This is a genomic window from Nocardioides sp. NPDC000445 (assembly GCF_040300245.1).
Taxonomy (GTDB): Bacteria; Actinomycetota; Actinomycetes; order Propionibacteriales; family Nocardioidaceae; genus Nocardioides.
Window position 1 is genome coordinate 45,978 of the sequence record NZ_JBEPDH010000015.1, and the last position, 24,737, is coordinate 70,714.

Consider the following 24,737-nt stretch of genomic DNA (forward strand, 5'->3'; position numbering starts at 1 on the left):
GGGTTCACCTGCCCGTCTTCCACGAGGAGGAGAGGCCGTAGACTTTGCCTTCATGGCGGCCGGCGCACCTGAAACCACCCGACAGCGGATCCTCGATGCCGCCGTCGAGATGACCACCGAGTCCGGGTGGGCGAGTGTGACGATGTCGCGCATCGCCCAGCGGTGCGGGGTGAGCCGGCAGACGGTCTACAACGACATCGGCGCCAAGCCGGCGCTGGCGAAGTCGCTGATCCTGCGTGAGCTGGAGCAGTTCCTCGCGGTGGTGAGCACGGCCTTCGACCAGGAGGACGACTTCATCCGGGCGATCCGCCAGGCGACGTACGGCGTCCTCGACCGTGCCCAGGACAACAAGCTGCTGCACGCGGTCGTCTCGGCGACCCACGGTGCCGACACCGAGCTGCTGCCCTACCTCACCAGCCACAGCGAGGGGCTGCTCGGCTATGCGACCGAGCTCATCCACGAGCACGTCGAGAGGTTCGAGCACGGGCTGACCGACGACCAGGCGGACACCGCCATCGAGATGACCGTGCGCGTGGTCCTCAGCCATGTCATGCAGCCCACCAAGTCACCCGACGAGACCGCCGACGACATCGCCTGGCTGATCTCGCGGGTCCTGAACGGATGAGTTACCAGCGAGTTGGGTGCTGACCAGGCCTCGCCTAACCTTCCTGCGGGGAGGTAGACGGATGCGACAGGTCTCGTGGAGAGCGGCTGCGGCAGTGGGCGCGGTGCTCGTGGCGACCCTGGCCGCCTGTGCGGGTGAGCCGGCGAAGCCGGCCACGCCGAGCGGCAGCCCGAGCTCCAGCGGAGCCGCCAAGGTCGAGAGTCCGGTCGCCGACCCCTCGCACGCCGTCGACATCCCCGGCAAACGCGAGGGCACGCTGCACTCCACCGACCTGCTGATCCTCTCCGAGGACACCCTCTCGTCCGCCGACGTCAAGAAGATCCGAGGACTCGACGGCGTCTCCGGCGTCGAGCAGATCTCGATGGCCCAGGTCAGCGTCGAGGGACGGCTGGTGAAGGTGGTCGCCGTCGACCCGGCGACCTACCGCAACTTCGCCCCCTTCCAGAGCGCCGACTCCGACGAGGTCTGGCAGCGCGTCGCCGGTGGCGAGGTGGCGATCGATCCCGAGCGCCAGGACGAGCTCCCGGCCGACAAGGACGGGTTCGTGCGGCTCGGCTCCAAGAAGGACGCGGCCTCTGTCCACGTCGGCGCCTACGCTCCCCAGCCGCCGGGTCTCGCCGCCGCCGTCGTCAACCACAAGTGGGGCGAGGAGATGGGCATGGAGAAGGGCAACGCGCTCATCGTCTCCACCGCCGCCATCGCCCCCAACCGGGTCGTCGAGCCGATCCAGAAGGTCGTCGGCTCGGACGCCTCCGTCCAGCGCCTCGACGTCGTCGCCCGCGCGGGTCTCGACCCCAACGCTCCCCAGAAGGCGTACGTCGTCGGCACTGTCGCCGAGGCCGTCGGCAACTACACCTACCGGGCCAACGGCGACGGCACCATCACCCCCGCCGCGAGCTGGGTGAGCTCCCACATCGTGACCGCCCAGGTGCCGATCCTCGGCTCGGTGACCTGCAACAAGGTGATGATCCCGCAGCTGCGCGCCGCCCTGCAGGAGGTCGTCGACCGCGGCCTGGCCAGGAAGATCGACCCGTCGCAGTACGCCGGCTGCTACTACCCCCGCTTCATCGCCAACACCACCCAGCTCTCCAACCACGCCTTCGGCACCGCCGTCGACCTCAACACCGCCGGCAACCAGCGCGGCACCGTCGGCGAGATGGACCGCACCGTCGTCTCCATCTTCGAGCGCTGGGGCTTCACCTGGGGCGGCAACTGGAAGTGGACCGACCCCATGCACTTCGAGATGAACCGCATCGTCAAACCCGGTTAACCCGGGGTTGTTGCTGACCTGCTTGGGACCCCGCATCTACGCTGGGGGACGTGACGATCCTCGATGACGCCCGTCCGGGCATGGATGACAGCATTCGGCCGCAGGACGACCTGTTCGGGTTCGTCAACGGCACCTGGCTCCGGGAGGTCGAGATTCCGTCCGACCGGTCCAGCTGGGGGCCGTTCGTGATGCTGGCCGACCAGGCCGAGAAGGACGTGCGCGCGATCATCGAGGAGCTCGCGGCCTCCGGTGGCGAGCCGGGCAGCGACGCCCAGAAGATCGGTGACCTCTTCGCGAGCTTCATGGACGTGGAAGGGATGGCCGCGCGCGGCGTACGTCCACTGGACGGCCTGCGGGCCGCCGTGGACGGGCTCCGCGACGCGGACGACCTGGCGGCGTTCCTGGGCGAGGTCGAGCGGATCGGCGGGCACGGGCTGTTTGGGTCCTACGTCGACAACGACGACAAGGCCTCCGACCGCTACATCTTCAACCTGCTCCAGGGTGGCCTCGGGCTGCCCGACAAGGACTACTACTTCGACGAGAAGTTCGCCGAGGTGCTGGGGAAGTACGCCGACTACCTGACCCGTCTCTACGAGCTCGCCGAGCACCCCGACCCGCGTGCGGCCGCCGAGACGATCATCCGGATCGACACCCGTCTCGCCGAGGGCCACTGGGCGCGCGAGGAGACCCGCGACAAGCAGAAGACCTACAACCTGCTGACCCTCGCCGAGCTGCGCGAGCTGGCCCCCAACTTCAACTGGGATGCGTACGTCCGCAACCTCTCCGGCTCGAAGCTGACCACCGAGGCGGTGCTCGGCGAGGTGGTCGTGCGGCAGCCGTCGTTCTTCTCCCACCTCTCGACCGTGCTCGGCGAGGTCGACATCGACGACTGGAAGCTGTGGCTCTACTTCCACGTGCTCCGCTGGGCGGCGCCCTACCTGACCGACGACTTCGTCGAGACCAACTTCGACTTCTACGGCCGCACCCTCAACGGCACCCCTGAGCTGCGTGAGCGCTGGAAGCGCGGGGTCGCGATCGTGGAGGGCGCGATCGGCGAGGCGGTCGGCAAGGAGTACGCCGCGCGTCACTTCCCGCCCGAGGCGAAGGCGCAGATGGACGAGCTGGTCCACAACCTCCTCGAGGCCTACCGCAAGTCGATCTCCGAGCTCGACTGGATGGGCGAGGAGACGAAGGAGAAGGCGTACGAGAAGCTCGACAAGTTCACGCCGAAGATCGGCTACCCGTCGAAGTGGCGCGACTACTCGGCGCTGCAGATCAGCAAGGACGACCTGATCGGCAACGTCTCGGCGGCCTCGGTCTTCGAGACCGACCGGCAGCTCGGCAAGCTGGGCAGCCCGGTGGACCGCGACGAGTGGTTCATGCTGCCGCAGACGGTCAACGCCTACTACAACCCCGGCACCAACGAGATCTGCTTCCCGGCCGGGATCCTGCAGCGCCCGTTCTTCGACAAGGACGCCCACCCGGCGGAGAACTACGGCGGCATCGGCGCGGTCATCGGCCACGAGGTCGGGCACGGCTTCGACGACCAGGGTGCCCAGTTCGACGGCGACGGCAACATGCAGGACTGGTGGTCGCCGGAGGACAAGGCGGCCTTCGAGGTGAAGACCAAGGCGCTCATCGAGCAGTATTCGGCGCTCTCGCCGCGGGACCTGCCGGGTGAGTTCGTCAACGGTGCGCTGACCGTCGGCGAGAACATCGGCGACCTGGGTGGCCTGACGATCGCGCACACCGCCTACATGCTCGCCACCGGCGGTTCCGCCGGCGTCGGCGACCGGCAGCGGCTCTTCCTCAACTGGGCCTACGTGTGGCGTACGGTGCGGCGCAAGGAGCAGGCTCAGCAGTACCTCACGATCGACCCGCACAGCCCGCCGGAGTTCCGTGCCAACATCGCGCGGAACCTGGACGAGTTCCACGAGGTCTTCGGCACTGCTCCGGGCGACGGACTGTGGCTCGATCCCGAGGACCGAGTGCGCATCTGGTGACCCGTGCGGGTAGGGGTATTGGTTAATATTCGATAACAACGTAAAGGAGTTACGCGGGAAGGCGGCTTCACAAATCCGCATTGCAGGAACTTGTTTCTCCACGCTATCGATTCCGGTGCAAGGATTCCCTCCATCCTGGTCCCCACAATCGAGGAGAACCCCACGATGCGTATCGTTCGAGTAGCGGGAGCAGCGACCGCTGCCGCTGTTGCAGGAACTGCCTTCATCGCCTCCTTCGGAAGCCCAGCCGGCGCCACCCCTGCCGGCTCCGCCTCCACCATCACGCCCGAGAGTCTGTCTGCGCAGAAGGTCATCGACGACGAGTCGATCGCGGACAAGGCGATCAGCGCGCTGACGAGCAAGCCGTCGACCTGGAAGGTCGGCGCGGGCCAGGAGCTCGAGCCCGTGGTGACCCTGAAGGACGCCAACGGTGCCACCCACGTCCGGATGAACCGGACCTACGAGGGCCTCGAGGTCGTCGGCGGCGACCTGGTCGCCCACCAGACCAAGTCCGGCACCCTGACCTCCGTCTCCCAGGGGCTGACCAAGATGCTCGACCTCTCGGTGAAGCCGGCGATCACCGAGACCGCAGCCACCAAGGCCGCGCTGACCCTGGACGCCGTCACCAAGACGATCACCAAGCTCCAGGCCGACAAGAAGTACACGCCCGAGCTCGTCGTCGACGCGGTCGACGGCACCCCGACGCTGGCGTGGCGGGTGACCACCAAGGGCAAGCAGGCCGACGGCACCCCCTCGCGCCTCGCGACGTACGTCGACGCGGAGACGGGCAAGGTGCTGCGCCGGGTCGAGGGCATCCACACCATCGACGGCGAGGGCAACACCCTCTACTCCGGGACCGTCCCGCTGCAGGTCAAGCAGAACGGCTCGACGTACGAGCTGCGTGACGAGACCCGCGGCGGCACCTACACGACCGACATGAACAACGCCGAGGACAGCATCGTCTGCCAGATCATCGGGTTGGGCTGCGTGGCCGGCGACGTGGTCACGAGCCCGACCACGACCTTCGGCAACGGCTCCAACGACGACCGGGCGACGGCGGCGGCCGACGCGCAGTACGGCACCAACGTCACCTGGGACTACTTCAAGAACGTCCACGCCCGCGACGGCATCTTCGGCGACGGTTCGGGTTCCTTCAACCGGGTCCACTACGGCCAGAACTACGTCAACGCCTTCTGGGACGGCGAGAAGATGACGTACGGCGACGGCGACGGTGTCGGCTACGGACCGCTGGTCTCGCTGGACGTCGCGGGCCACGAGATGACCCACGGCGTCACCGAGAACACCTCGGGCCTGGAGTACTCCGGTGAGTCCGGCGGCCTCAACGAGTCGACCTCGGACATCTTCGGGACGGCGGTCGAGTTCTACGCCGACAACGCCGAGGACCAGGGCGACTACCTGATCGGTGAGTCCTTCATCCTCGACGGTGGCGACCCGCTGCGCCGGATGGACAACCCGTCCTTCGACGGCAACTCGGTCAACTGCTGGTCGTCCTCGACCGGTGGCCTCGACGTCCACTACTCCAGCGGCGTCGGCAACCACTTCTTCTACCTGCTCTCCGAGGGCTCGGGCACGAAGACGATCGGTGGGGTCGAGCACTCGAGCACGACCTGCGACGGCTCGACGATCGCCGGGATCGGTCGTGACAAGGCCGAGAAGATCTGGTTCCGGGCCAACTCGACCTACTTCACCTCGACCACCGACTACGCCGGCGCGCGCGATGCGACGGTCAAGGCGGCCTCGGACCTCTACGGCGCCTCCAGCCCCGAGGTCGCGGCCGTCGAGGCGGCGTGGACCGCGGTCTCGGTGAGCTGATCTCGCCACACTGACAACAGAGTTGTCCGACGGCGTCGTTTTCCTGTTGGAGGCGGCGCCGTCGACCGCTTTGGGTAACTAAAGTACGAATTCGGGCGTGTGGTTATGCCGGTTCGGCGATTGGACGCATACTGGAGATGCCGGGCCGGTTCTGCGGGTCCCCGTGGGGGAGGACCAACAGCGCCGGCTCGGCGTTCGCATCTGCGCTCGGCGAATAACGGTTCGCGTGGACAGGTCCTCGCTGTCTACCCTGGAGGCATGTACTCCGGCATCGCCTACATGCGCCTGCGCCCCGCCGCCTGACGGCGGCGCTGCGAGGCATACTCACGCCGCTGTCCGGCCCTGCCGGGTAGCTGCTCTCGCTTTCCCGGCTCCCGTTCGCGAGCTGGAAGTTCACTGTCGTGTCTGTACAGACCCATCACACCTCTGCCCACCTGCGCGCCGAGGACATCTCCGTCACCCGCGGCGGTCGCCCCGTCCTGCGCGGCGTCTCCCTGACCGTCTCTGCTGCCAACCGGTCCCGGTTGACCGTCGTCGGCGAGAACGGCCGGGGCAAGACCACGCTGCTCCACGTCCTCGCCGGACTGCTCGAACCCGACTCCGGCCGGGTTCAGCGGCACGGCAGTCTCGGTGTCGCGCAGCAGGCTCTGGACGTACGTCCCGGAGACACCGTCGGCACCCTCACCTCCGCCGCGCTGGCCGAGTCGCACTCCGCGCTCCGCGCACTCGATGAGGCTGCGGCGGCCTTGTCGTACGACCCGTCGGACTCCGGCGGGACGTACGCCGCCGCGCTGGAGCGCGCGACCACGCTGGACGCCTGGGACGCCGATCGCCGGGTCCAGATCGCTCTGGAGGCGCTCGGCGCGTGCACCGATCACGGACGAGAGCTGGCGACGCTGTCGGTCGGCCAGCGCTACCGGGTGCGGCTCGCCTGCCTGCTCGGAGCGCACCACGACCTCCTCGTGCTCGACGAGCCGACCAACCATCTGGACGCGTCGGGGCTGGCGTTCCTCACCGAGCGGGTCCGGGCTCATGCCGGCGGTGTCGTGCTCGTCTCTCACGACCGCGCGCTGCTGCGGGAGGTCGGCGAGGAGTTCCTCGACCTGGACCCGAGCGACGACGGCAGGCCCAGGACGTACGCCGGTGGCTACCAGGGCTGGCAGGACGGTCGTCGCCGCGACCGGGAGCGCTGGGAGCAGGACTACGCGGCCCAGCAGGAGGAGCACCGGCGACTGCAGGACTCGGTCTCGGCCGCGCGGGACCGGCTGAGCACCGGCTGGCGCCCGCCGAAGGGCACCGGCAAGCATCAACGACAGACCCGTGCCCCCGGTCTGGTGCGTTCCTTCAACCGTGACCTCGCGGCGCTCGAGGCGCACCGCGTCTCCGTGCCTGAGCCGCCGATGTCGCTGCGGTTTCCGGAGCTCTCCTCGGAGGTCGGGGGAACGCTGCTGCGGTGCGAAGGCGTACGCGTGCCCGGACGCTTGTCCGGACCCGTCTCGTTCGCCCTCAAGGGTGGCGAGCGGCTCGTCGTCACCGGTCCGAACGGGGCGGGCAAGTCGACGTTGCTGCAGGTGCTGGGCGGCGCACTTCCTCCGTCTGAGGGGTCGGTGTGGGTCTCGCCGGGGGCGCGGGTCGCGCTCGTCGGTCAGGAGGAGCCCGAGTGGGCGCCTGGGCTGACGGCGGCGGAGGTCTATGCGCAGCACTGTGGCCGGCTGGTGGCCGCCGGGGTGGTGCCGGAGCGGGCGGTCCCGTCGCTCCGGTCGACCGGACTGGTGGACGCGGAGGCGCGGCGTACGCCTGCATCGCGGCTCTCCCAAGGGCAGCAGCGGCGGCTCGAGCTGGCGCTGCGGCTGGCCTCGCTCCCGCAGCTGCTGATCCTGGACGAGCCGACCAACCATCTCTCGGCCGGGCTGGTCGACGAGCTGACGGCCGCGCTGCGGGCGACGTCGGCGGCGGTCGTGGTGGCCACGCACGATCGCCAGATGCTGGACGACCTGGCCGACTGGCCGAGGTTGGCACTGGGAAAGTAGTCGGTGGTCCCTGATAGACCTGTGGTCATGACTGATCCGGCTGGTGACGTACGTGCTCGTGCTGAGGCGCATCTGCGGGCCCTCGTGGGCCGGGACGACGCCACGCTGCGTGAGGACCAGTGGTCGGCGATCTCGGCGCTCGCCGTCGAGCGTCGCCGGGCGCTGGTCGTGCAGAAGACCGGTTGGGGGAAGTCGGCGGTCTACTTCGTGGCGACGCTGCTGCTGCGTGAGGCCGGTCTCGGGCCGACCGTGATCGTCTCGCCGCTGCTCGCGCTGATGCGCAACCAGATCGCGGCGGCGCAGCGGGCCGGGATCCGGGCGGTGACGATCAACTCCACCAACCCCGAGGACTGGGTCTCGATCGAGGAGGCCATCCACGCCGGTGAGGTGGATGTCCTGCTGGTCTCGCCCGAGCGGCTCAACAACCCGAAGTTCCGCGACGCGGTGCTGCCTCGGCTGGCCGCCGAGTGTGGCCTGCTGGTGGTCGACGAGGCCCACTGCATCTCCGACTGGGGGCACGACTTCCGGCCCGACTACCGCCGGATCCGCACGCTGCTGGCCGACCTCCCCGACGGGATCCCGGTGCTCGCCACGACCGCGACCGCCAACTCTCGGGTGACCTCGGATGTCGCCGAGCAGATGGGGTCGGGGGTTCTCGTGCTTCGAGGATCGCTGGACCGGGAGTCGCTGCGGCTCGGGGTGGTCACGTTGAAGACTCCTGAGCAGCGGCTGGCCTGGCTCTCCGACCATCTCTCCGAGCAACCCGGCTCGGGCATCGTCTACTGCCTGACCGTGGCCGCGACCGAGGAGATCGCCGACTATCTGCGCTCGCGCGGTCATGACGTGGCCGCCTACTCCGGGCGAACCGAGGCGGCCGAGCGGGCCGAGCTGGAGGAGTCGCTGGCCGCCGGGAAGATCAAGGCGCTGGTGGCGACCTCGGCGCTCGGGATGGGCTTCGACGCGACGCTCGGGTTCGTGGTCAACATGGGTGCGCCGTCCTCGCCGGTCTCCTACTACCAGCAGGTCGGCCGTGCTGGACGAGGCACCTCCGACGCGTCCGTCGTGCTGCTCCCGGGCATCGAGGACCGCGACATCTGGGCCTACTTCGCCTCGCTGGCGTTCCCGCGCGAGGAGCAGGTGCGCCAGACCCTCGGGGTCCTGTCGGAGGCGGGCCGGGCGCTGTCGACACAGGCGTTGGAGACGTACGTCGACCTGTCGCGGTCACGTCTGGAGCAGATGCTCAAGGTGCTCGACGTCGACGGCGCCGCCCGCCGGGTCGGCGGTGGCTGGGAGGCGACCGGTGTCCCGTGGGACTACGACGCCGAGCGGTACGCCCGGGTCGCCGAGGCCCGGCGCCGCGAACAGGACGCGATGCTCGCCTACATCTCGACCGACCAGTGCCGGATGCGGTTCCTGCGCGAGCAGCTCGACGACCCTGGCGCCGTCGACTGCGGCCGGTGTGACAACTGCGGTGGCTTCGCGGTCACCTCATCGGTCTCCGAGGGTGCGGTCGAGGAGGCGTCGGCGCGACTCTCGCGGCCCGGCGTGGTCGTGGAGCCGAAGAAGATGTGGCCCACCGGCCTCGACCGGCTCGGCATCTCGCTCAAGGGCAAGATCAAGGACGGGCCCCTCGAAGGGCGCGCGGTCGCGCGGCTGACCGACCTCGGCTACGGCCAGGCGCTGCGTGACCTCTTCCGCGAACCGGCGCAGGACGGCCCGGTCCCGGTGCCGCTGGTGAAGGCGGTCGTCGAGGTCTTGGGCGACTGGCGTCCTCGGGTCGGCGGCATCGTCTACGTCGAGTCGATGACCCGCCCCACCCTGACCCGAGATTTCGCCGAAGGCCTCTCGCGCTATCTCCGCGTCCCCGTCCTCGGCTCGTGGGCGATCGTCGACCCCGACGTCGGTCCCGGCCAGGGCGCCTCCAACTCCGCCCAGCGCGTCGCCGCCATCGGCCGCCGCTTCTCGCTCCACGCCGACGTTCCGCCCGGTGCTGACGTACTCCTCATCGACGACCGCATCGCGACCGGCTGGACCGTCACCCTTGCCGCCCGAGCCCTCCTCGACGCCGGTGCAGGCTCGGTGAGCCCGTTGGTGCTGGCGACGACGACGTAGGGCGCGTCGGTCTGTTCCGAAGGAACACCCCCGTCAGACCGCCGGCCGGACGATGCCGTGGTCGTACGCGAAGACGATGGCGGCGGCACGGTCGCGGAGATCGAGCTTGGCGAAGATGCGGCCGATGTGGGACTTGACGGTGAGCTCGGAGATGACGAGCCGCTCGGCGATCTCGGAGTTGGTCCAGCCGGAGGCGAGGCCGCGGAGGACCTCGAGCTCGCGGTCGGTGAGCTCGGAGACCTCGACGGCGCTCGACGCCGGTGCGACGGCGGAGCGGTAGGTGGCCAGGACGCGGCCGGTGATGGCTGGGTCGAGCCAGGCGTCGCCGAGTGCGACGGAGCGTACGGCCATGACCAGCTCCTCGGCGGGCGAGTCCTTGAGGATGAAGCCGGCGGCACCGGCACGGAGGGCGCCGGAGACGAGCTCGTCCTCGTCGAACGTGGTCAGCACCAGCACCGGCGGCGCCGACGGCAGCGCCCGCACCAGACCGGTGGCGGTGATCCCGTCGACCTGCCGCATCCGGAGATCCATGACCACGACATCGGCCGGGTTGGCCTCGAGGGCCGCGACCACCTCCGAGCCGTCGCCGCACTCGGCGACGATCTCCAGCCCGTCGCGCCGTCGCAGGATGCGGCGCAGGCCGCTGCGTACGAGCTCCTGGTCGTCGACCACGATCACCCGGATCGGCGCGGAGCCGTTCACCGGCGTCATGCGAGGGCCTTGCGTACGAGACAGTGCGATGGGATCACCAGGTCAACCTTCCACATCGACTCCTCGGCGCCCGCCGACAACCGGCCGCGGAGCTGCTCGGCGCGGGCGGCCATGCCGGCCAGCCCGGACCCTTCGCCGACGCCCCGCCGGGTGCCGACGAGCGGGTTCTGCACGGAGAGACGTACGCCGTCGGCGACCGCCAACGAGACCGAGACCGGCGCGCCGGGAGCGTGCCGGATGGCGTTGGCGAGGGACTCCTGCAGGATCCGGTAGATGCCCAGCCCGACCCCGGCGTCGATGCGGGAGAGGTCACCGGACGACGAGAACGTGATCGCCTGGCCCGCGTTGCGGCCCTCCTCCACGAGCCGGACCACGTCCGCGGCGCCGGGGAGCGGCGCGGTGCCGGCGCCAGCGGTCGACAGCGCCCCGATGGTACGCCGGATCTCGGCCATCGCCCGGCGACCGACGGCCTCCGCCTCGGTGAGCGCGGACACCGCCTCGTCCGGCTCGTCGCCCTCGGCGACGGAGCGCCGTGCCGCGGTCAGGTGCAGCAGGGTGATCGAGAGCGAGTGCCCCACCAGGTCGTGGATCTCGCGGGCGATCCGGATGCGCTCGGCCTCCGTGGCACGCGCGTGCTCCTGCGACCGCGCCTGCCGCTCGGCCCGCAGCGCCCGCATCTGGGCCAGGATCAGCAGCCCGAGGATCCAGCCGACGAAGAGCAGCAGGAAGTGGACCCCAACGCCGCTGGGCGTGTCCGTGGCGAAGACCCCCATCACCACAGCCGAGGCGATCGCGTAGAGCGTCCCGGTCCGGAAGCCTTCGCGGACGACCATCTCGAGAGTCAGCGGGACCAGCACCGCCGGCGCGAAGTCGTGCTGTGGCCAGAACGCGGAGGCGGGCTGCGACATCAGCCAGGCCGACCCGGCCAGGGTCGGCACGAGGTCGACGGCCCACATGTGGTTCTTGAGCCACTCACCGGTGTTCGGGATGAAGAAGATGCTCAGCGACGGGACCACGATGACCAGGCCCGCGACGACCATGTCGACGGCGGCCTCGCGCTGGAGCACCGCCACGGTGACCATCGCGACGAGGCCGAAGGCCGACAGCAGCGGCGCCCACCAGGGGATGTCGAGGCCCTTGCTGCGGCAGCGCCGTTCCAGGAAGTCACGCACATCGCGAGCCGAGTCCTGGACACTCATGCCGTTCAGTCTAGAAACGCGTGACTCGCGTCGCATCCGACCACGGCAGGCGGCCGCTCTCCTACCACGGTAGGAACGCAGGTGCCTGCCAGCGTCCGATGCGCCGAGGTGCCACCGATCCGTAGCGTCGAACCATCGCGACGATGACGGAGACGGTGAGGACCATGACCTGGAGCCAGACCCATGAGCGCTACCGGCTGCTGAACGAGGCGGAGGCGGAGCTGCGTGCGGGCTTCGCGCGCCGGCTGCCGTGGTCAGCGGCGTATGCCGAGGCCTTCGGCACCCCGGAGCGTCTGGCTCAAGCCCTCCGGCACCGGTGGCGGATCCGGTTCCAGGCGCAGCTCGACCCGACGCTGTCCCAGGAGGAGTACGAGGCGACGTTCGCCGACCTGCTGGCCGACCTGGCCCCGCTGATGGGGCGGATCGGCACCCACGAGTTCCGTGAGGAGCTGGCCGATGCCTCGGCCTGAGCTGTCACCGATCGATGGGGCTCGGTCGTACGCTCGGTGGGCCCTGTCCCAGGGCATCAACCGTGCGGTGCTGAGCTTCGCGTCCAGGCGCGGCGACCCGCTCGCCGAGCTGATGTGGTCGCGGGACGTGCCGGACTACGACCGTCTGCGAGCGCGCGGCCCGATCCACATCAACCCGTTCATGGCCGGCACGGTGTCGTACGCCGCCGCCGACGAGATCCTGCGCAGCAGCGACTTCGGCGTCGGTGACGGCCAGGGCGAGCTGCCCGTGCCGCTGCGCTGGCTGCTCGGCAAGGTGAGCGCGCCCGACGCTCTGGGCCCGGTCGACCCGCCGTCGATGCTCGCCGTCGACCCGCCGCTGCACACCCGCTACCGCAAGCACGTCTCGAAGGCGTTCACCGCCCGCCGGATCAGCTCGATGGCCGAGATGGTCACCGCGGTCGCCGGCGACCTGCTCGACGAGATCGACCCGCGCGAGGGGAGGGTCGACATCATCGAGGAGTACGCCGCGAAGCTCCCGATAGCCGTGATCGCCGAGCTGTTGGGCGTGCCGGCCGCGGACCGTGCCGACATCCTCCGTTGGGGCGACCAGGCCGCCGCCATCCTCGATCCGGGGTTGTCGTGGCGGGACTACTCGCGGGTCGAGACCGCGATGAGGTCCCTGCACCACTGGTTCGAGGACCACGTACGCCGCCTCCGCTCCGACCCCGGCGACGACCTCCTCAGCGCCCTGGTGATCGCCGGCGACCTCGACGACATCGAGCTCCACGCCCTCGGGTTGTTGTTGCTCGCGGCCGGCTTCGAGACCACCGTCAACCTGCTCGGCAACGCGGTTGCTGCCTTGGACGCCCATCCGGCCCAGCGTGCTCTCCTCCTCGACGATCCATCTCGCGTCGACGGTGTCGTCGAGGAGACCCTGCGCTGGGACCCGCCCGTCATGGCCACCGTCCGCGAGGCCTATGCGGCGACTCGCGTCGGTGGCGTGGAGGTCGCCAGAGGTACTGCTGTCGCTGTCGTCCTCGGCGGCGCCAACCGCGACCCGTCGGTGTTCGAGGACCCCGACACGTACGACATCACCCGGGCCAACTCCGACCAGCACCTCTCCTTCTCCGCCGGCGCCCACTTCTGCCTAGGCGCCAGCCTCGCCCGCCTCGAGACCCGCGTAGGCCTCCGCCTGCTGTACGAGCGCTTCCCCACCCTGCATGTCACAGGCCAACCCGTACGCCGCCCCACCCGCATCCTCCGCGGCTACGCATCCCTGCCGGTCGCACTGTGAGCCGTGGTGTACTACTCCTACTGAGGCACCCGCCGGGGGTGCGTACGGAAGCCTCGGGAGGGCGGACCATGGGTAACGGCGACGAGCTCACCGTTGACTACGACAACCTGAACAAGGTCCATCGGGACCTCGAGGAGCAGAAGGGCCTGGTTCAGAGCCTCGACCTCGGGCGGGCACCGGCAGCGAGCGCATTCGGTGGTTCAGCCAAGGGTGAGTGGCTCGCCAACGCGGTGATCAAGGGTCACGAGAACATCGGCAAGGCGAAGAAGGAGACAGTTGAGGGTCTGGAGAAGTACGCCAGCGCCGTCGACGACGCCATTCACGACATCGCTGCGACCGACGAGGGCGCAGCCATCGTCGCCAAGAAGATGGCTGATGCCCTCGCCGTGATGAGCAACCCGCTCGTGATCTTCAGCAGGGAATTCGGTGGCAAGATCCCGATGATCTGACGAGATCAGCCTGGCTCAAAGAGCCTTGTATGTCGGCATGATCTCGGCGATCAGCGCCTCGGCGCCCTTGCGGTCGATGTCCGACTTCGTGAACCGCCAGGTGACTGTCACGCTGTGATCGCCTCCGGGGACCACGGTTCCGTAGTGATCCTCCCACTCGTGCCCGGTATCGCCTTGGAAGTGATAGAAGGTCGACCCGTTGATCGTCTCGTTCGGCAGGCGCTTCAGATTCTGAACGTCATCTGCTAGGGCCTTCTCCTCGAGGGCTGCGAGAGCGTCAACAGCCGCTTCGTCGTCTCCCTCGCCCGCATGTACGCCGCCCTGGAGGATTGCAGCGCCAGGCGAGATCCCGATGGCATCCTCCGGCGCACGCATGCTCAACGAAAGATCACCGCTGGACCTGATGTTCCAGTTCGCGGGAACCTGCAGCTGCGCTACCTCTACCGATGCGACCTGCCAATCAGCCGGAACCTCTGGACCGCTTGACCCGGACGGCTCTGTCGTCGCCGATCCCGATACGTCCGTGGTCGGCTCCGTGGTGGGCGTGTCATTTCCGCACCCAGCGATACCAGTCGCGGTGACCAGGGTCAGAGCGGCGATCGCGATCGCCCGAGACGTCCTCATGTCACCGCACTCTAGGGCACCTGATGAACGACGGTGACGACCTGGTCGGATGTGTTGTCTAATGGGGTCGCGGGGCGATCGGACCCCTTGTTTCGAACGCTCGGGGAGGAAAGCGCGTGTCAACACGAGGCCCATGGATGGAACGCCTTCGGACCTACGTCTCCGGAGCGGACCCGTCGACGATCGACATGCTGATCGACAGTTGGAGAGAGGCGGAGCGCCAGTTCCGCACATCTGGATCGGTGCTTGTCCAGAGTGGGAAGGCTGCAGAGGATGGTTTCTCGGCGGCCTCGATGTCAGGTCAAGCCGCTCGTCGCAACATGGAGGCGTCGGGCAGGAAGACGACCGACAAGAGCGACGTGATCAAAGCAGCAGTCGAGGCGATGCAGGACGTACGAGCCAAGATCACCACCGCGATGCGCGAGTACGCCAGGCTCGAGACAACCCTGCCGGCGACCCATGGCGCTGCGCCGGATGCATCCGATCCCAAGTACGCCCAGTCCGGGACAGGAGTAGACGCGGCTCAGGCAACGGCGAACCAGAAGGCCCTTCAGGCCGATCGCGCCGCTCACGCCGCGCGCGAGGCCGCGATCGCCGACGCGGAGCGGGTCGCTGCGCAGCACGTGCAAGACGTCGACACTTCAATTGACGACGCTGAGCCGAAGGTACGGGCTCTTTATGACGATGGCAGCGGTTCTGATCCCGTTCCAGCCGGCAGTTCGGCCTCACCCGGGTCGGCGAGCCAGGTAGCGGCCGCAGAAGCGCGCATTGCGAAGTACAACTCCGGCACGCTCTACCCCGACGGCTGGGGCCACGAGCTGATCGCTCAGGAGAAGGCCAACATCGAGGCGCACAAGGCCGAGAACAAGCCCGAGTGGAACGGCACCGAGTGGATCAACGCCGACGGCACTCCCGCTCCCGCCACCTCGTACGCGATGGTCGAGACCGCTGACGGCCTCGCACCGCTCGCTGGCGGCGCAGGTGGGATGTCCGCCCTCGCGATCGCCGGGGGCGGAGCTCTGCTCGGTGCAGGCGTGGCCAAGGCGATCGCCAGCAAGCTCTCCGCCGGTGCGTCCGCGAAGGCCGCAACCGCCGGCGCCGCATCGAGGTCAGCCGCTGCCCGGTCCGCAGCCGCTAGGGCCGGCACCGCCGGTGCCCGCGCGGGAGCCGGTGGTGCTGGTGCAGGTGCTCGTGGCGCTGGTGCTCGTGGCGCTGGTGCGCGTGGCGCAGGAGCCGGCGCGCGCGGCACTGGTGCCGGCGGACGTGGTGCCGGCCGGGGCGGTGCTGGCGGCCGCGCCGGAGCCGGTGCAGCCGGTGGCCGCGGTGCCAAGAAGCGGGACCAGAACGGCAGCCAGAACCAAGAGTGGGAAGCCGACTACACCGACGACTGGACCGAGACCGCAAGTGACGTCCTGGACCCCAACGCCTCCCGCGGCTGGGTCCCCAACGCACAGCCGAGCGACGACGTCGACGAGAAGAAGCGCCGCTGACGCCAACCGGGCGCGTTCGTCGCTCATCGGCCAGAACACTGTCCGTACCTCGGAAGCCCGGTGTCCTGATGGTCCCCGTCGAAAGGGGTGGCCAACCCGGCACTCTCGGGTTGGCCACCTTGGGCCCAGATAGGGGATCTCGAGCCCCTTGGCCCCCGAATCGGTTCGAGGACGACGACACAAGCTAGCCGTGCAGGCACGAAGAACGTTGCTATGTCAAGGCCGTTGGCATCAAGTACCGTGGTCTCGAAGCCGACTCGGGGGGATTTCATGTCAGATCTGCAAGGCAACGCTGGACTCGGCGCGACCGTCCGGCCATCGACGGAGCATTCGCGGCCTTGGACTATCAAGTGGGCAGTCATCGGAATGTGGGTCGGTGCAGCGATGACGGTACTCGGCGTCTACGTCTTCTATCTTGAGGTAGATGCGACCAACCGGAAGACATTCGGAGCCGATTACGCCACCACAGACGGATTAGTTCAGACGGGACTGATGATCTCGATGGGGGTCGCTATCGGCTTTGCGGTGCTTGAAGTCGGCCTTTGGGTAACGATGGCTCTGACTAATCGACAGGGGTTCAGATGGGCGCGCATCGTCGCTACGGTGCTGGCGTCGATCGGACTTCTCTACGCCATATTTGTGATCGTTACATCAGCCTTGTCCGACACGCTCATCTTTCCGTCCATCGCCTACAACATCGTCAACGAGGCATTGGCGATCGCAATAGTAGTGATGCTGTGGCATCCGAGGTCATCGACTTACTACCATGCCCAGTTGGTGGAGCGTGCGATGCGCGTGGTTCGACCGAATGCGGACACTAATTGATTGAAGGTTTCGTCGTCGTTCCCGTTTGGGTGGAAGTGCCTTGGGAGGACGATCCGCATTCTTGATTCGCCAAGGCGTGCTGAGCCACGTCACTTGGATCGACGCAAACCCGAAGGCTATCGCCAGGCTGCCAGTTCCGGCGGTACAAACGGTCTTCGCCATAGTACGTGGCCCCGTCAACATCATAGCCGTATACCACGATGTATTGGTCGCCGTTCCATTTGGACTGAACTTCCGTGGCGGCGACGCGCTTGGTCAGGTAACTCTGGTCTTCGGCGTTGTTGAAGACGAACCAGACCACTCCGGCGAAGATCGCGCCCAACAGTACGATCGAACCAACAAAGAAACCAATGACTTTCAGCACTAGCCTGCCCTCCGAGAGAATTGAATGTTTGAGTGCATGGCTTCGGCGAGCCCTCTTCCGTCGGCGGTGTCTGGTGAGACGACTCGAGAAAGATAGAGCGAGCTTCCATCCGTCGCCATCAGAACAGCATTGTGCAGGCGTATCCCGCTGGTGATTCCGGATGAGGTGGCGTGGAAGGCCGCCTGTGATCCGCGCACCTGGGAAACGCACACTTCCGTGTCGGTGGGGTCGTCGTCAAACTCGTCCGAGATACGGCGCATCTCTGCAATCAACAGGTGACGAACGGCGGTCGCTGATGGCATGCATGGACGGCGAACGGCAACGATTCTCGTGATCAGGTCGCGGCCATCCCCGTACCATTGCCACACCTCGCCGTGGGATCCTATAACGTGATGGCACGGACTTCGGGGCGCACTGGTTTGAACCGAGCCAATATTGACGGTCTGGAGATTCATCAGAGTTGGCGGGTCAGCCATGGCCGGCATTAGTTTCCTCCTGTTACTGGCTTTGCGGCGCCGGTCTTCGGATCGATCGAGACGACTTCGTTCGAGTTTGCGTCTCTGACCCACACATTCTGGGTAGTCCTGGACTCGGTTCCCCATTCGATCCCGCCTTCTGGTCGTTTGGCGTCGAAATCTGAGCCGCCAATCGCGGTCTGCTTGACGACAACCTGACCATGGTCCATGGCAAGATCGGTCGCGCGATCCATGTCGCCCCGTTTGACGGCCTCTTGGATCTCGTCCCACATCACGTTCGATTGGTCGACCTTCAGTTCCACATCAGCGCCTGTCCCGCCACGTGCGCCGGGGATATCTACGCCCAACTTCTCCGCCGCGACCTTTCCGCTGACTTCCCCTGCCAGGGAGAGCGACTTAGGTGTGCCGTCCAGGTCTGTCTTGAGTTCGCCGGTGAAACTTGCGGATCCGCCTACGCCGGACGTTTTACTTTCGCCGTTCAAGGCGCCGTGCACCTTGAACCCGTACTCGTTCTGATCGAAGTCTCGGTAGGCATCGATACGACCATTGGCGTCGCCCTTGACGAAGTTCGTATCGAACTTGATCTCACCCTTGGCATAGACCCCTGTTTTTAGACCAGTGACTTCTTGGGCACGAATGTACTCGGCAATATTCCGGGCGAGGTTGCCGGCCAGACCCCCGCCCGTTCGGAGTGTCGATAGGTCGATGTCAGTGGCAGCATCTTCGAATCCACTCAAAAAACGCTCTGCCTCTTCTTCACTGTCGAAGCTGAGTTCAACCTCGCCGGTTCGGCCGGCCATGAGGCTCGCCCCTCCGCCGGACCCAGCGAGTGCGGCTCCGATGCCCCCTTCGACCTGAAGGCTCATCTTCACTGTGCCGTCCATCATCACCTTGTAATCGGCTGCGACGCCGTATTCAGCCTTGAACCATCTGTGGAGCGGCATTTCTCCTTCAAGATAGGCTTTGATCGTTGCGAGGCCGATGTCGCCGCCGAGCTTCTCGGCGATCTCTTTTGGAGTCAGGCCCTCCAGGGATGGTGGTAGTTGGGCTGCCATGGCCTCTGCGATGGTGCCGTCGCCCCCACGCACTTCGTACTCGATGCTGGAGATCATGGCCTTCGCCAGAGCGACGTCGGCCGCGTCGGCACGCTTCAATGCGCGGTCGATGTCCGCACCAATCTGGTCCATCCGCTCGTCCCGCTTTCGGGTCTCCCGTTGAACTCGCACATTCTCGGTGATCTGACGAGGGTCACCTGCAGGAAACTCTTCCACCGGGACCGCGGGTGCAGTGATGTCACCCGTTTGACGGTCCACTGAGAATCCCTCGACGCTGGCGTCGGCCAACGCATCCTCGAGGGCCGACCGAGCCGCGCGAACCTCCGCTGAGGTTTCTTCTACGGTGACGGCGAGGTCCGAGACCTGTGCGGCGATGTCGTTGAGGCGTTGGTGTAGGTCTTCGTAGTCGTTCATCGCGCTCGGTGTGGCCGGAGCGTCCCAAGACACAGGAGGCTTTCCGGTGTTGATCTCGTCTTGTAGGCCCTTGAGCCTGCGACGCGACGCGAAGAGGTTGTCTGCCAGGCTGGCGAGGCTGTCAGGTTGCCAGTCGAGCAGTTCGGCGATCGTAGGCACGCGACGTCTCCTCAGCCCACCGAGTTGACTTGCTGCTCGCTCTGGCGGCCAGCTGCTCCCGCGTCGTGGTCCGCCGCGTTGTACTCGCGGGCGGCATTGACCAAGGCCTCGCTGTAGGTCCGGGCCTTCTTCGGCCAGTTCTCGAAGCGCCATTGCAACTTGTATTCGAGCTCTCCGGCCCGTCTGGCGCTGGCGCTGCCGCGCATCGCGGACGAGATCGCGTTGATATGGCTACTCGGATCGGCCTTCGTGACGTCGTCCGCAGCCGACTCCATGTTGCTAGCCGAACGACGCAGGTCCCGTGGAATGACGACGATGTCGCTGCTCATGTGTGCCCCCAAGATGTCGCGGCCCGAGATTGGTTGGGTGGCCGCTCATGACCCTCATACCCGCAAACTGGGTTTCTAAACGTAGAAGATCGCACAGGTGCGAGGCAGGTGTGAACCTCGTTGGCACGAATCGCGCGCACGGGGTCAATCCGACTTCGGGGTCGTCGCCGGTTGAGGAGTCGTTGCGGCCGCTGAGTTGGATGCTCCAGCTCCTCTCGAGGCGCTTGCCCGAGTGCCACTTCATCTGGCGTCCACACTTGAAGCCACCTTCGAAGCCCCGTCAACTCTCATCAACTTCGAGATTGAAGTTCACCCTGGTTCCTTTGACCTCGGTGACCGTGACGGTGACGCCTAGCTCGTCGCCACCGGCGGCAAGCGTGCACCGCATCGTTGTGCCCTCCTTGGCCGTGAGGTCGCCAGGACAGTCGATCTTGTCCGGTCTATGGCCGACCTGCTTCTCCAGAAGGCTCGAGACCTGCTTCTCGAGCTCCGTCTCCTCTAGGGAGCCTCCGGTGCTGACAGAGGCAGAACAGGCAGTGGTGATCAGGAGCGCGGCGCCCGCGAATGCGCCCGAGATGACGCGTTTGGATGTCATAGCGCCATGTAACCATGAACAGTTTGGTAAGAGACCGTCTTGCGCTAACTGTGCTGAGCTGGCGATCAGCAGGCGTCATAGACGTACGCAGGGTCGTCCTGTCCGACGAGGTCGCGGTCGCGGAGGAGGGTGAGCGGGGCGCGGGTGGGGTCGGCGCAGACGTCGGCGAAGGTGAGGTCGGCTTCGGCTAGCGAGTCGGGGTATTCGATCTGGAGCACGTGCGAGCCGTAGACGTCGGTGTAGGCGGCGCATTCGGAGTAGGCGCCGCACTCCTCGACGACGGCGAAGTCGAAGCCTAGGTCGTAGTGGGCGAGTCGGGCGGCTTCGGCGGCGTTCTTCTGGGCGATCGCCAGACCCAGGTCGTGGGCGGCGGTGACATATGCCGAGGCCAGGGCTAGGGCGCCGTCCTTCGAGATCGCGTCGAAGCGGGTCCAGGTGTCGAGGTTGTCGATCTCGATGGCGTCGAAGCCGTCGTCTGCGCAGCCCTCGATGATCGGGCCGACGACTTCGAGGATCGAGGCGCGAGCAGAGGCGGTGGAGGGGTCGAGGATGAGCTCGTCGGGCCAGTCGGGGTCGCGTACGGGATCGCCGGAAGCGTCGCGCAGCAGCGCGGACGGGCGATCGGACCAGTCGGCGCCGGGCTGGGTCTGGAAGCCGTTGACGTAGCAGACGTTGTAGGCGTTCTCGAGAGGGGCGGCGGTGGCGTCGCGTACGACCACGTCGATAGGCGTGCCATCGGTCAGCCGATCGGCAGGAGCGCCGAGCTGATAGTCGAAGACGCCCTCGGTCGGTGGGAGTGCGACCGCAGGGGAGCCGCAGCCTGTCAGGGCGAACAGGCCGACCAGAGCAGCGAGGGCCGGGCCGCCAGTGGCAGCCCGGCCCCGCATGAATGAGCGGGTCAGTGGAGGACCGTCGGAGCGGCGGCTCCGTGCTCGGCCTTGCTCTTGGGCAGGAACCACGCGGGGATGAGCGTGACCAGCACCAGGATCGCGGCGATCACGAAGGTGGTCGAGAACGCCTCGGCCATCTCGGCCGGGATGGCCTTGAAGACCTCGGGCAGCTTGGCCGGGTCGAGACCCAGTGAAGCGGCAGCCTCACCGACCTTCTGCTGGTTGGCCGGGTCGGCCATGAACTTCTCCAGACCGCCGGCCGGGACCCCGAGCTTGTCGGCGAGGTCATCCGCTGCGGCGATCGACTCCTTGCCCGCCAGGGCGTTGGTGAGCAGCACCGAGAAGAGCGCGGTGCCGGCGGAGGCGGCGACCTGCTGGACGATGTTCACCAGCGTCGTACCTCGGGCGATGGTGTGCTCGCGCAGCGTCGCCTGGGCGGCGGCGAAGGTCGGCATCATCGTCGCGCCCATGCCGAGGCCCATGATGAACAGCGACAGGAGGAGGTACCAGTACGGCGTGGCCTCGTCGAGGCGCGAGAACATGAACATGCCCACCGCGATCGTGGTGAGACCGCTGAGGACGATCTTGCCCGGACCGGTGCGGTCCGCGAGCATGCCGGCGATCGGCATCGTGACCATCGCGCCCAGACCCTGCGGAGCCAGCAGCAGGCCGGCGTGGAGGGCGTCCTCTCCGCGTACCTGCTGGTAGTAGAGCGGGAAGAGCAGCGAGGCGCCGAAGAACGCCATCGCGAAGATCGACAGGGTGATCACCGCGACGGTGAGCTCCTTGTTGCCGAAGAGGCGTACGTCGATGAGCGGGTGGTCGTTGCGGGACGACAGCGCCCACGGGATGAACGCGGCGATCAGCACCAGGCCCACGACCATGAAGGAGAGGACCTTGGTGTCCAGCAGGGTGCCGGCCTCGGGGATCGAGGAGACGCCGTAGAGGAACAGCGCCAGACCCGGGGACAGCAGCACCATGCCGAGGAAGTCGAAGGACTGCGACGGCTCGACGTGGTCCTTGGGCAGCGCCCGCCAGGCGTAGACCAGGGCGACGACACCGATCGGGATGTTGATCAGGAAGATCCAGTGCCACGAGGCCGAGTCGATCAGCGCGCCACCGATGATGGGGCCGAGGATCGGGCCGAGGAGCATGGGTACGCCCAGGATCGCCATCACGCGACCGACCCGCTCGGGGCCGGCGGCGCGGGTCAGGATCGTCATGCCGAGCGGCATCAGCATGCCGCCGCCGAGGCCCTGGAGTACGCGGAAGCCCACCAGCATCGGCAGCGTCGTGGCCAGCGCGCAGAGCGCCGAGCCGAGCGCGAAGAGCACGATCGCGGTCATGTAGAGGCGTTTGGTGCCGAACCGGTCGGCAGCCCAACCGGTCAGCGGGATCACCGTCGCCAGGGCGAGGGTGTAGCCGGTCATCGTCCAGGCGACCTCGGCAGAGGTGGCGTCGAACTCGCGCTGGAAGGTCTCCAGCGCGACGGAGACAACGGTGATGTCGAGGATCGACATGATCGATCCGAGCACGACGACGCCTGCGACGATGAGCACGCTCTTGTCGAGGTGGTCGTCGGGCGCCTTCTCAGGCTTGGCAGAAATGTCTGTCACGGGTTGACAGCCTACGTGTGGGTTGATAGGTCCCCTAGCCATTATTTACTTTTGACCAGTGACCTGGCTCACCCGCGTTCTCGCTGCAGCGAGCGCTGGCGAGCGGAGGCGAGCATGAGGGTCTTGATCGCTCGGTAGACCGGGCGGATCAGCCATCCGGGCACCGTGCCGTGGCGCTCCTCCTCCCAGACCCGCGCCCGCGGATGGGACTGCAGCAGCCGGTCGACGAGCGCCGGTGAGCCTGCCTGGGGCGCGCTGGTGAGCACGTCGATGCGGCACACGTGCTTGATGTTGGCGTACCCGTACTGCGCCGGGTTGACCAGACGCAGCGGGGCGCCGTGGTCGCCGTCGAGCGGACGGCCGCCGAGTCGATCGGCGAGCAGGACGTCCTCGGCCAGGAGGTCGTTCAGCTCGGCCACGAAGTGTTCGCCGTCGAGGCCGCGCACGAGGACGTGTGTCACGACCGTGCCCGGCACGAGGGCCGGTGCGACGTACCGCTGATAGACGGTGGCGAAGGCGACGCCTTCCCAGGCGAGGTCGGTCACCGACCAGCCGGCGACGCAGTGGAAGGCGGCGTCGAGCTCGCGACGATCTGCACCGACGATCTCGTCCACGGCGAGCTCGATCGGCGTCGTGAGCGCTCCGCCGAAGACGACTGTCGGATGTGCGGAGACGGTCGGTGGGGGCTGGTCGGTACGTCGGCCGAAGCGTGGGAAGAAGTCGATCTGCCGCTGCCCGGGCGGGAGTGCTGCGGGCGGCTGGGTGGTCTTGGTCATGTCAGCCACCGTGGCAGGGCTCCGGCACGGCGCGCCTCAACCTTGGGGAGCGATCACCTCATCCTCGAGGATGAGAAACCGTCGGTGCCGGCGGCTGGTGACCCGCCGAGCCTTGTGCGGCGGGGCAGGATGGTTCATTATCAGGATTCCTGTTATTTCTACTTCGTAGACACGAGGCGACGCCATGCCCTTCAGCTCGAGAATCCAGGCCAGAGGCATCCAGCTGCTGCTCGGTCGCGTCATGGCGCGCGTCCACAAGGACCTGCGCTTCGCCGACGTCCCGAAGCGCACGGAAGCCCTGCGGGTGGAGACCGGTGCCGGACCGGTCACGTGCACCGTCTACCGCCCGCCGGCCACGGCCACGGCTACGACTGCGGCGCTCGCGCCCGTGTACGTGAACTTCCACGGGGGCGGTTTCGTGGTTGGCCGCCCGGAGCAGGACGATCACATCTGCCGCTACATCGCCGCCACGGCCGGCTGTGTCGTGATCAATGTGGATTACGCCGTCGCACCGCAGAGGCCGTACCCGGTACCCGTCACCCAGGCATACGACGTCACCGCCTGGATCGCCGACAACGGGCCGGCGAACGACTGGGACGGTTCACGGCTCGCCGTGGGCGGACACAGCGCCGGCGCCAACCTGACAGCCGCGGTGTGCCGCCTGGCCCGGGATCGCGGCACGTTCACGCCCCGCCTCCAGATCATCGACTCTGCCCCGCTCGACCAGGTCGCCGACCCTGCCACCAAGCAGTCCCTCATCGCCAAGCCGCTGCTCAGCCCTCAGCTCATGCGGATCTTCACCGACGCGTACGTCCCCGATCCGGTCGACCGCGCGGATCCCCTCGTCTCGCCGGGACTGGCCGACGACCTCGCCGGACTCCCTCCCGCCCTGGTCATCACCGCGGAGAACGACCGCCTGCGCGACGAGGGCGACGCCTACGCCAAGGCCCTGGACGCCGCGGGCGTTCCGGTCACCCACCGCGTGTTCGAGGGCGTCGACCACTACTTCACCCACACCGGCCCGGTGCCGGCGGCCAAAGAGGCCATCGAGCTGATGGTGACCACTCTGCGCACCGCACTCGGCGACTGACCCTGACGCACTGATCCTGGGTTCACCGCGCGATTCCTGATCATCGCTTCGGTTTC

General features: G+C 67.4%; 23 protein-coding genes. 12 read left to right on the plus strand and 11 right to left on the minus strand.

The genetic code is table 11. The annotated features are described in order from the left end of the window. Positions 1 to 52: 52 nt before the first annotated feature. From ABT304_RS19890 to ABT304_RS19915, 6 genes are all read left to right on the plus strand, one after another. Positions 53 to 625 (plus strand): TetR/AcrR family transcriptional regulator, encoded by a 573-nt coding sequence (locus ABT304_RS19890; RefSeq protein WP_350717770.1) that lies wholly within the window; start codon positions 53 to 55, stop codon positions 623 to 625. Between the two features lie 61 nt (positions 626 to 686). Then, on the plus strand, positions 687 to 1,895 hold the full coding sequence (locus ABT304_RS19895) for a M15 family metallopeptidase (RefSeq protein WP_350717772.1): 1,209 nt from the start codon (positions 687 to 689) through the stop codon (positions 1,893 to 1,895). 50 nt (positions 1,896 to 1,945) lie between these two features. Further along, on the plus strand, positions 1,946 to 3,898 hold the full coding sequence (locus tag ABT304_RS19900; protein WP_350717774.1) for a M13 family metallopeptidase: 1,953 nt from the start codon (positions 1,946 to 1,948) through the stop codon (positions 3,896 to 3,898). Positions 3,899 to 4,063: 165 nt separating this feature from the next. Next, positions 4,064 to 5,731: a M4 family metallopeptidase gene (locus ABT304_RS19905; RefSeq protein ID WP_350717776.1), complete on the plus strand. Its 1,668-nt coding sequence runs from the start codon at positions 4,064 to 4,066 to the stop codon at positions 5,729 to 5,731. 401 nt (positions 5,732 to 6,132) lie between these two features. Beyond that, positions 6,133 to 7,761, plus strand: coding sequence for an ABC-F family ATP-binding cassette domain-containing protein (locus ABT304_RS19910; protein WP_350717778.1), 1,629 nt, complete (start codon positions 6,133 to 6,135; stop codon positions 7,759 to 7,761). Between the two features lie 27 nt (positions 7,762 to 7,788). Next, entirely contained in the window at positions 7,789 to 9,873 is a 2,085-nt protein-coding gene (locus ABT304_RS19915; RefSeq protein WP_350717780.1) for a RecQ family ATP-dependent DNA helicase, read from the plus strand. A 33-nt stretch (positions 9,874 to 9,906) separates the two neighbouring features. On the opposite strand, the gene ABT304_RS19920 is transcribed toward ABT304_RS19915, so the two are convergent. After that, a complete protein-coding gene (locus ABT304_RS19920) occupies positions 9,907 to 10,584 on the minus strand; it encodes a response regulator transcription factor (protein ID WP_350717782.1) in 678 nt (225 codons plus the stop codon). Then, positions 10,581 to 11,783 (minus strand): sensor histidine kinase, encoded by a 1,203-nt coding sequence (locus tag ABT304_RS19925; protein WP_350717784.1) that lies wholly within the window; start codon positions 11,781 to 11,783, stop codon positions 10,581 to 10,583. Before ABT304_RS19925 ends, ABT304_RS19920 begins: the two co-directional genes overlap by 4 nt. 164 nt (positions 11,784 to 11,947) lie before the next feature. On the opposite strand from ABT304_RS19925, the gene ABT304_RS19930 reads away from it, so the two are divergent. From ABT304_RS19930 to ABT304_RS19940, 3 genes are all read left to right on the plus strand, one after another. Continuing rightward, positions 11,948 to 12,253, plus strand: coding sequence for a hypothetical protein (locus tag ABT304_RS19930; protein WP_350717786.1), 306 nt, complete (start codon positions 11,948 to 11,950; stop codon positions 12,251 to 12,253). Then, a complete protein-coding gene (locus ABT304_RS19935; protein ID WP_350717788.1) occupies positions 12,240 to 13,529 on the plus strand; it encodes a cytochrome P450 in 1,290 nt (429 codons plus the stop codon). The genes ABT304_RS19930 and ABT304_RS19935 overlap by 14 nt, the downstream gene beginning before the upstream one ends. A gap of 68 nt (positions 13,530 to 13,597) precedes the next feature. Beyond that, positions 13,598 to 13,978, plus strand: coding sequence for a hypothetical protein (locus ABT304_RS19940; RefSeq protein WP_350717790.1), 381 nt, complete (start codon positions 13,598 to 13,600; stop codon positions 13,976 to 13,978). A gap of 15 nt (positions 13,979 to 13,993) precedes the next feature. Here ABT304_RS19940 and ABT304_RS19945 read toward each other — a convergent pair whose 3' ends face one another. Further along, positions 13,994 to 14,602, minus strand: coding sequence for a hypothetical protein (locus ABT304_RS19945; RefSeq protein WP_350717791.1), 609 nt, complete (start codon positions 14,600 to 14,602; stop codon positions 13,994 to 13,996). 293 nt (positions 14,603 to 14,895) lie between these two features. On the opposite strand from ABT304_RS19945, the gene ABT304_RS19950 reads away from it, so the two are divergent. Together ABT304_RS19950 and ABT304_RS19955 are read left to right on the plus strand one after the other, a co-directional pair. Beyond that, the gene (locus tag ABT304_RS19950) at positions 14,896 to 16,092 is read left to right on the plus strand and encodes a hypothetical protein (protein ID WP_350717793.1); all 1,197 of its coding nucleotides are present in this window, start codon (positions 14,896 to 14,898) and stop codon (positions 16,090 to 16,092) included. A 270-nt stretch (positions 16,093 to 16,362) separates the two neighbouring features. After that, entirely contained in the window at positions 16,363 to 16,917 is a 555-nt protein-coding gene (locus ABT304_RS19955; protein ID WP_350717795.1) for a hypothetical protein, read from the plus strand. Here the strand turns inward: ABT304_RS19955 and ABT304_RS19960 are convergent. From ABT304_RS19960 to ABT304_RS19995, 8 genes are all read right to left on the minus strand, one after another. Next, positions 16,910 to 17,281: a hypothetical protein gene (locus tag ABT304_RS19960; RefSeq protein WP_350717797.1), complete on the minus strand. Its 372-nt coding sequence runs from the start codon at positions 17,279 to 17,281 to the stop codon at positions 16,910 to 16,912. The two genes, ABT304_RS19955 and ABT304_RS19960, sit on opposite strands and share 8 nt — an antisense overlap. Next, positions 17,281 to 17,736 (minus strand): hypothetical protein, encoded by a 456-nt coding sequence (locus ABT304_RS19965; RefSeq protein ID WP_350717799.1) that lies wholly within the window; start codon positions 17,734 to 17,736, stop codon positions 17,281 to 17,283. Before ABT304_RS19965 ends, ABT304_RS19960 begins: the two co-directional genes overlap by 1 nt. 29 nt (positions 17,737 to 17,765) lie before the next feature. Further along, complete coding sequence (locus ABT304_RS19970) at positions 17,766 to 19,385, minus strand: hypothetical protein (RefSeq protein WP_350717801.1); 1,620 nt, start codon at positions 19,383 to 19,385, stop codon at positions 17,766 to 17,768. An 11-nt stretch (positions 19,386 to 19,396) separates the two neighbouring features. Beyond that, positions 19,397 to 19,714 carry a type VII secretion target gene (locus ABT304_RS19975; RefSeq protein WP_350717803.1) on the minus strand — a complete coding sequence of 106 codons (318 nt, stop codon included), beginning with the start codon at positions 19,712 to 19,714 and terminating at the stop codon, positions 19,397 to 19,399. 280 nt (positions 19,715 to 19,994) lie between these two features. Then, the gene (locus tag ABT304_RS19980; RefSeq protein WP_350717804.1) at positions 19,995 to 20,309 is read right to left on the minus strand and encodes a DUF4333 domain-containing protein; all 315 of its coding nucleotides are present in this window, start codon (positions 20,307 to 20,309) and stop codon (positions 19,995 to 19,997) included. 65 nt (positions 20,310 to 20,374) lie between these two features. Then, positions 20,375 to 21,196: an endo alpha-1,4 polygalactosaminidase gene (locus tag ABT304_RS19985; protein WP_350717806.1), complete on the minus strand. Its 822-nt coding sequence runs from the start codon at positions 21,194 to 21,196 to the stop codon at positions 20,375 to 20,377. A gap of 11 nt (positions 21,197 to 21,207) precedes the next feature. Further along, positions 21,208 to 22,815 carry a DHA2 family efflux MFS transporter permease subunit gene (locus ABT304_RS19990; RefSeq protein ID WP_350717808.1) on the minus strand — a complete coding sequence of 536 codons (1,608 nt, stop codon included), beginning with the start codon at positions 22,813 to 22,815 and terminating at the stop codon, positions 21,208 to 21,210. Between the two features lie 68 nt (positions 22,816 to 22,883). Then, positions 22,884 to 23,591, minus strand: a complete 708-nt coding sequence (locus ABT304_RS19995; RefSeq protein ID WP_350717810.1) for a molybdopterin-dependent oxidoreductase — start codon at positions 23,589 to 23,591, stop codon at positions 22,884 to 22,886. Positions 23,592 to 23,775: 184 nt separating this feature from the next. Between ABT304_RS19995 and ABT304_RS20000 the strand changes: the two genes are divergently transcribed. Beyond that, positions 23,776 to 24,681, plus strand: a complete 906-nt coding sequence (locus ABT304_RS20000; RefSeq protein WP_350717812.1) for an alpha/beta hydrolase — start codon at positions 23,776 to 23,778, stop codon at positions 24,679 to 24,681. Positions 24,682 to 24,737 lie beyond the last annotated feature (56 nt).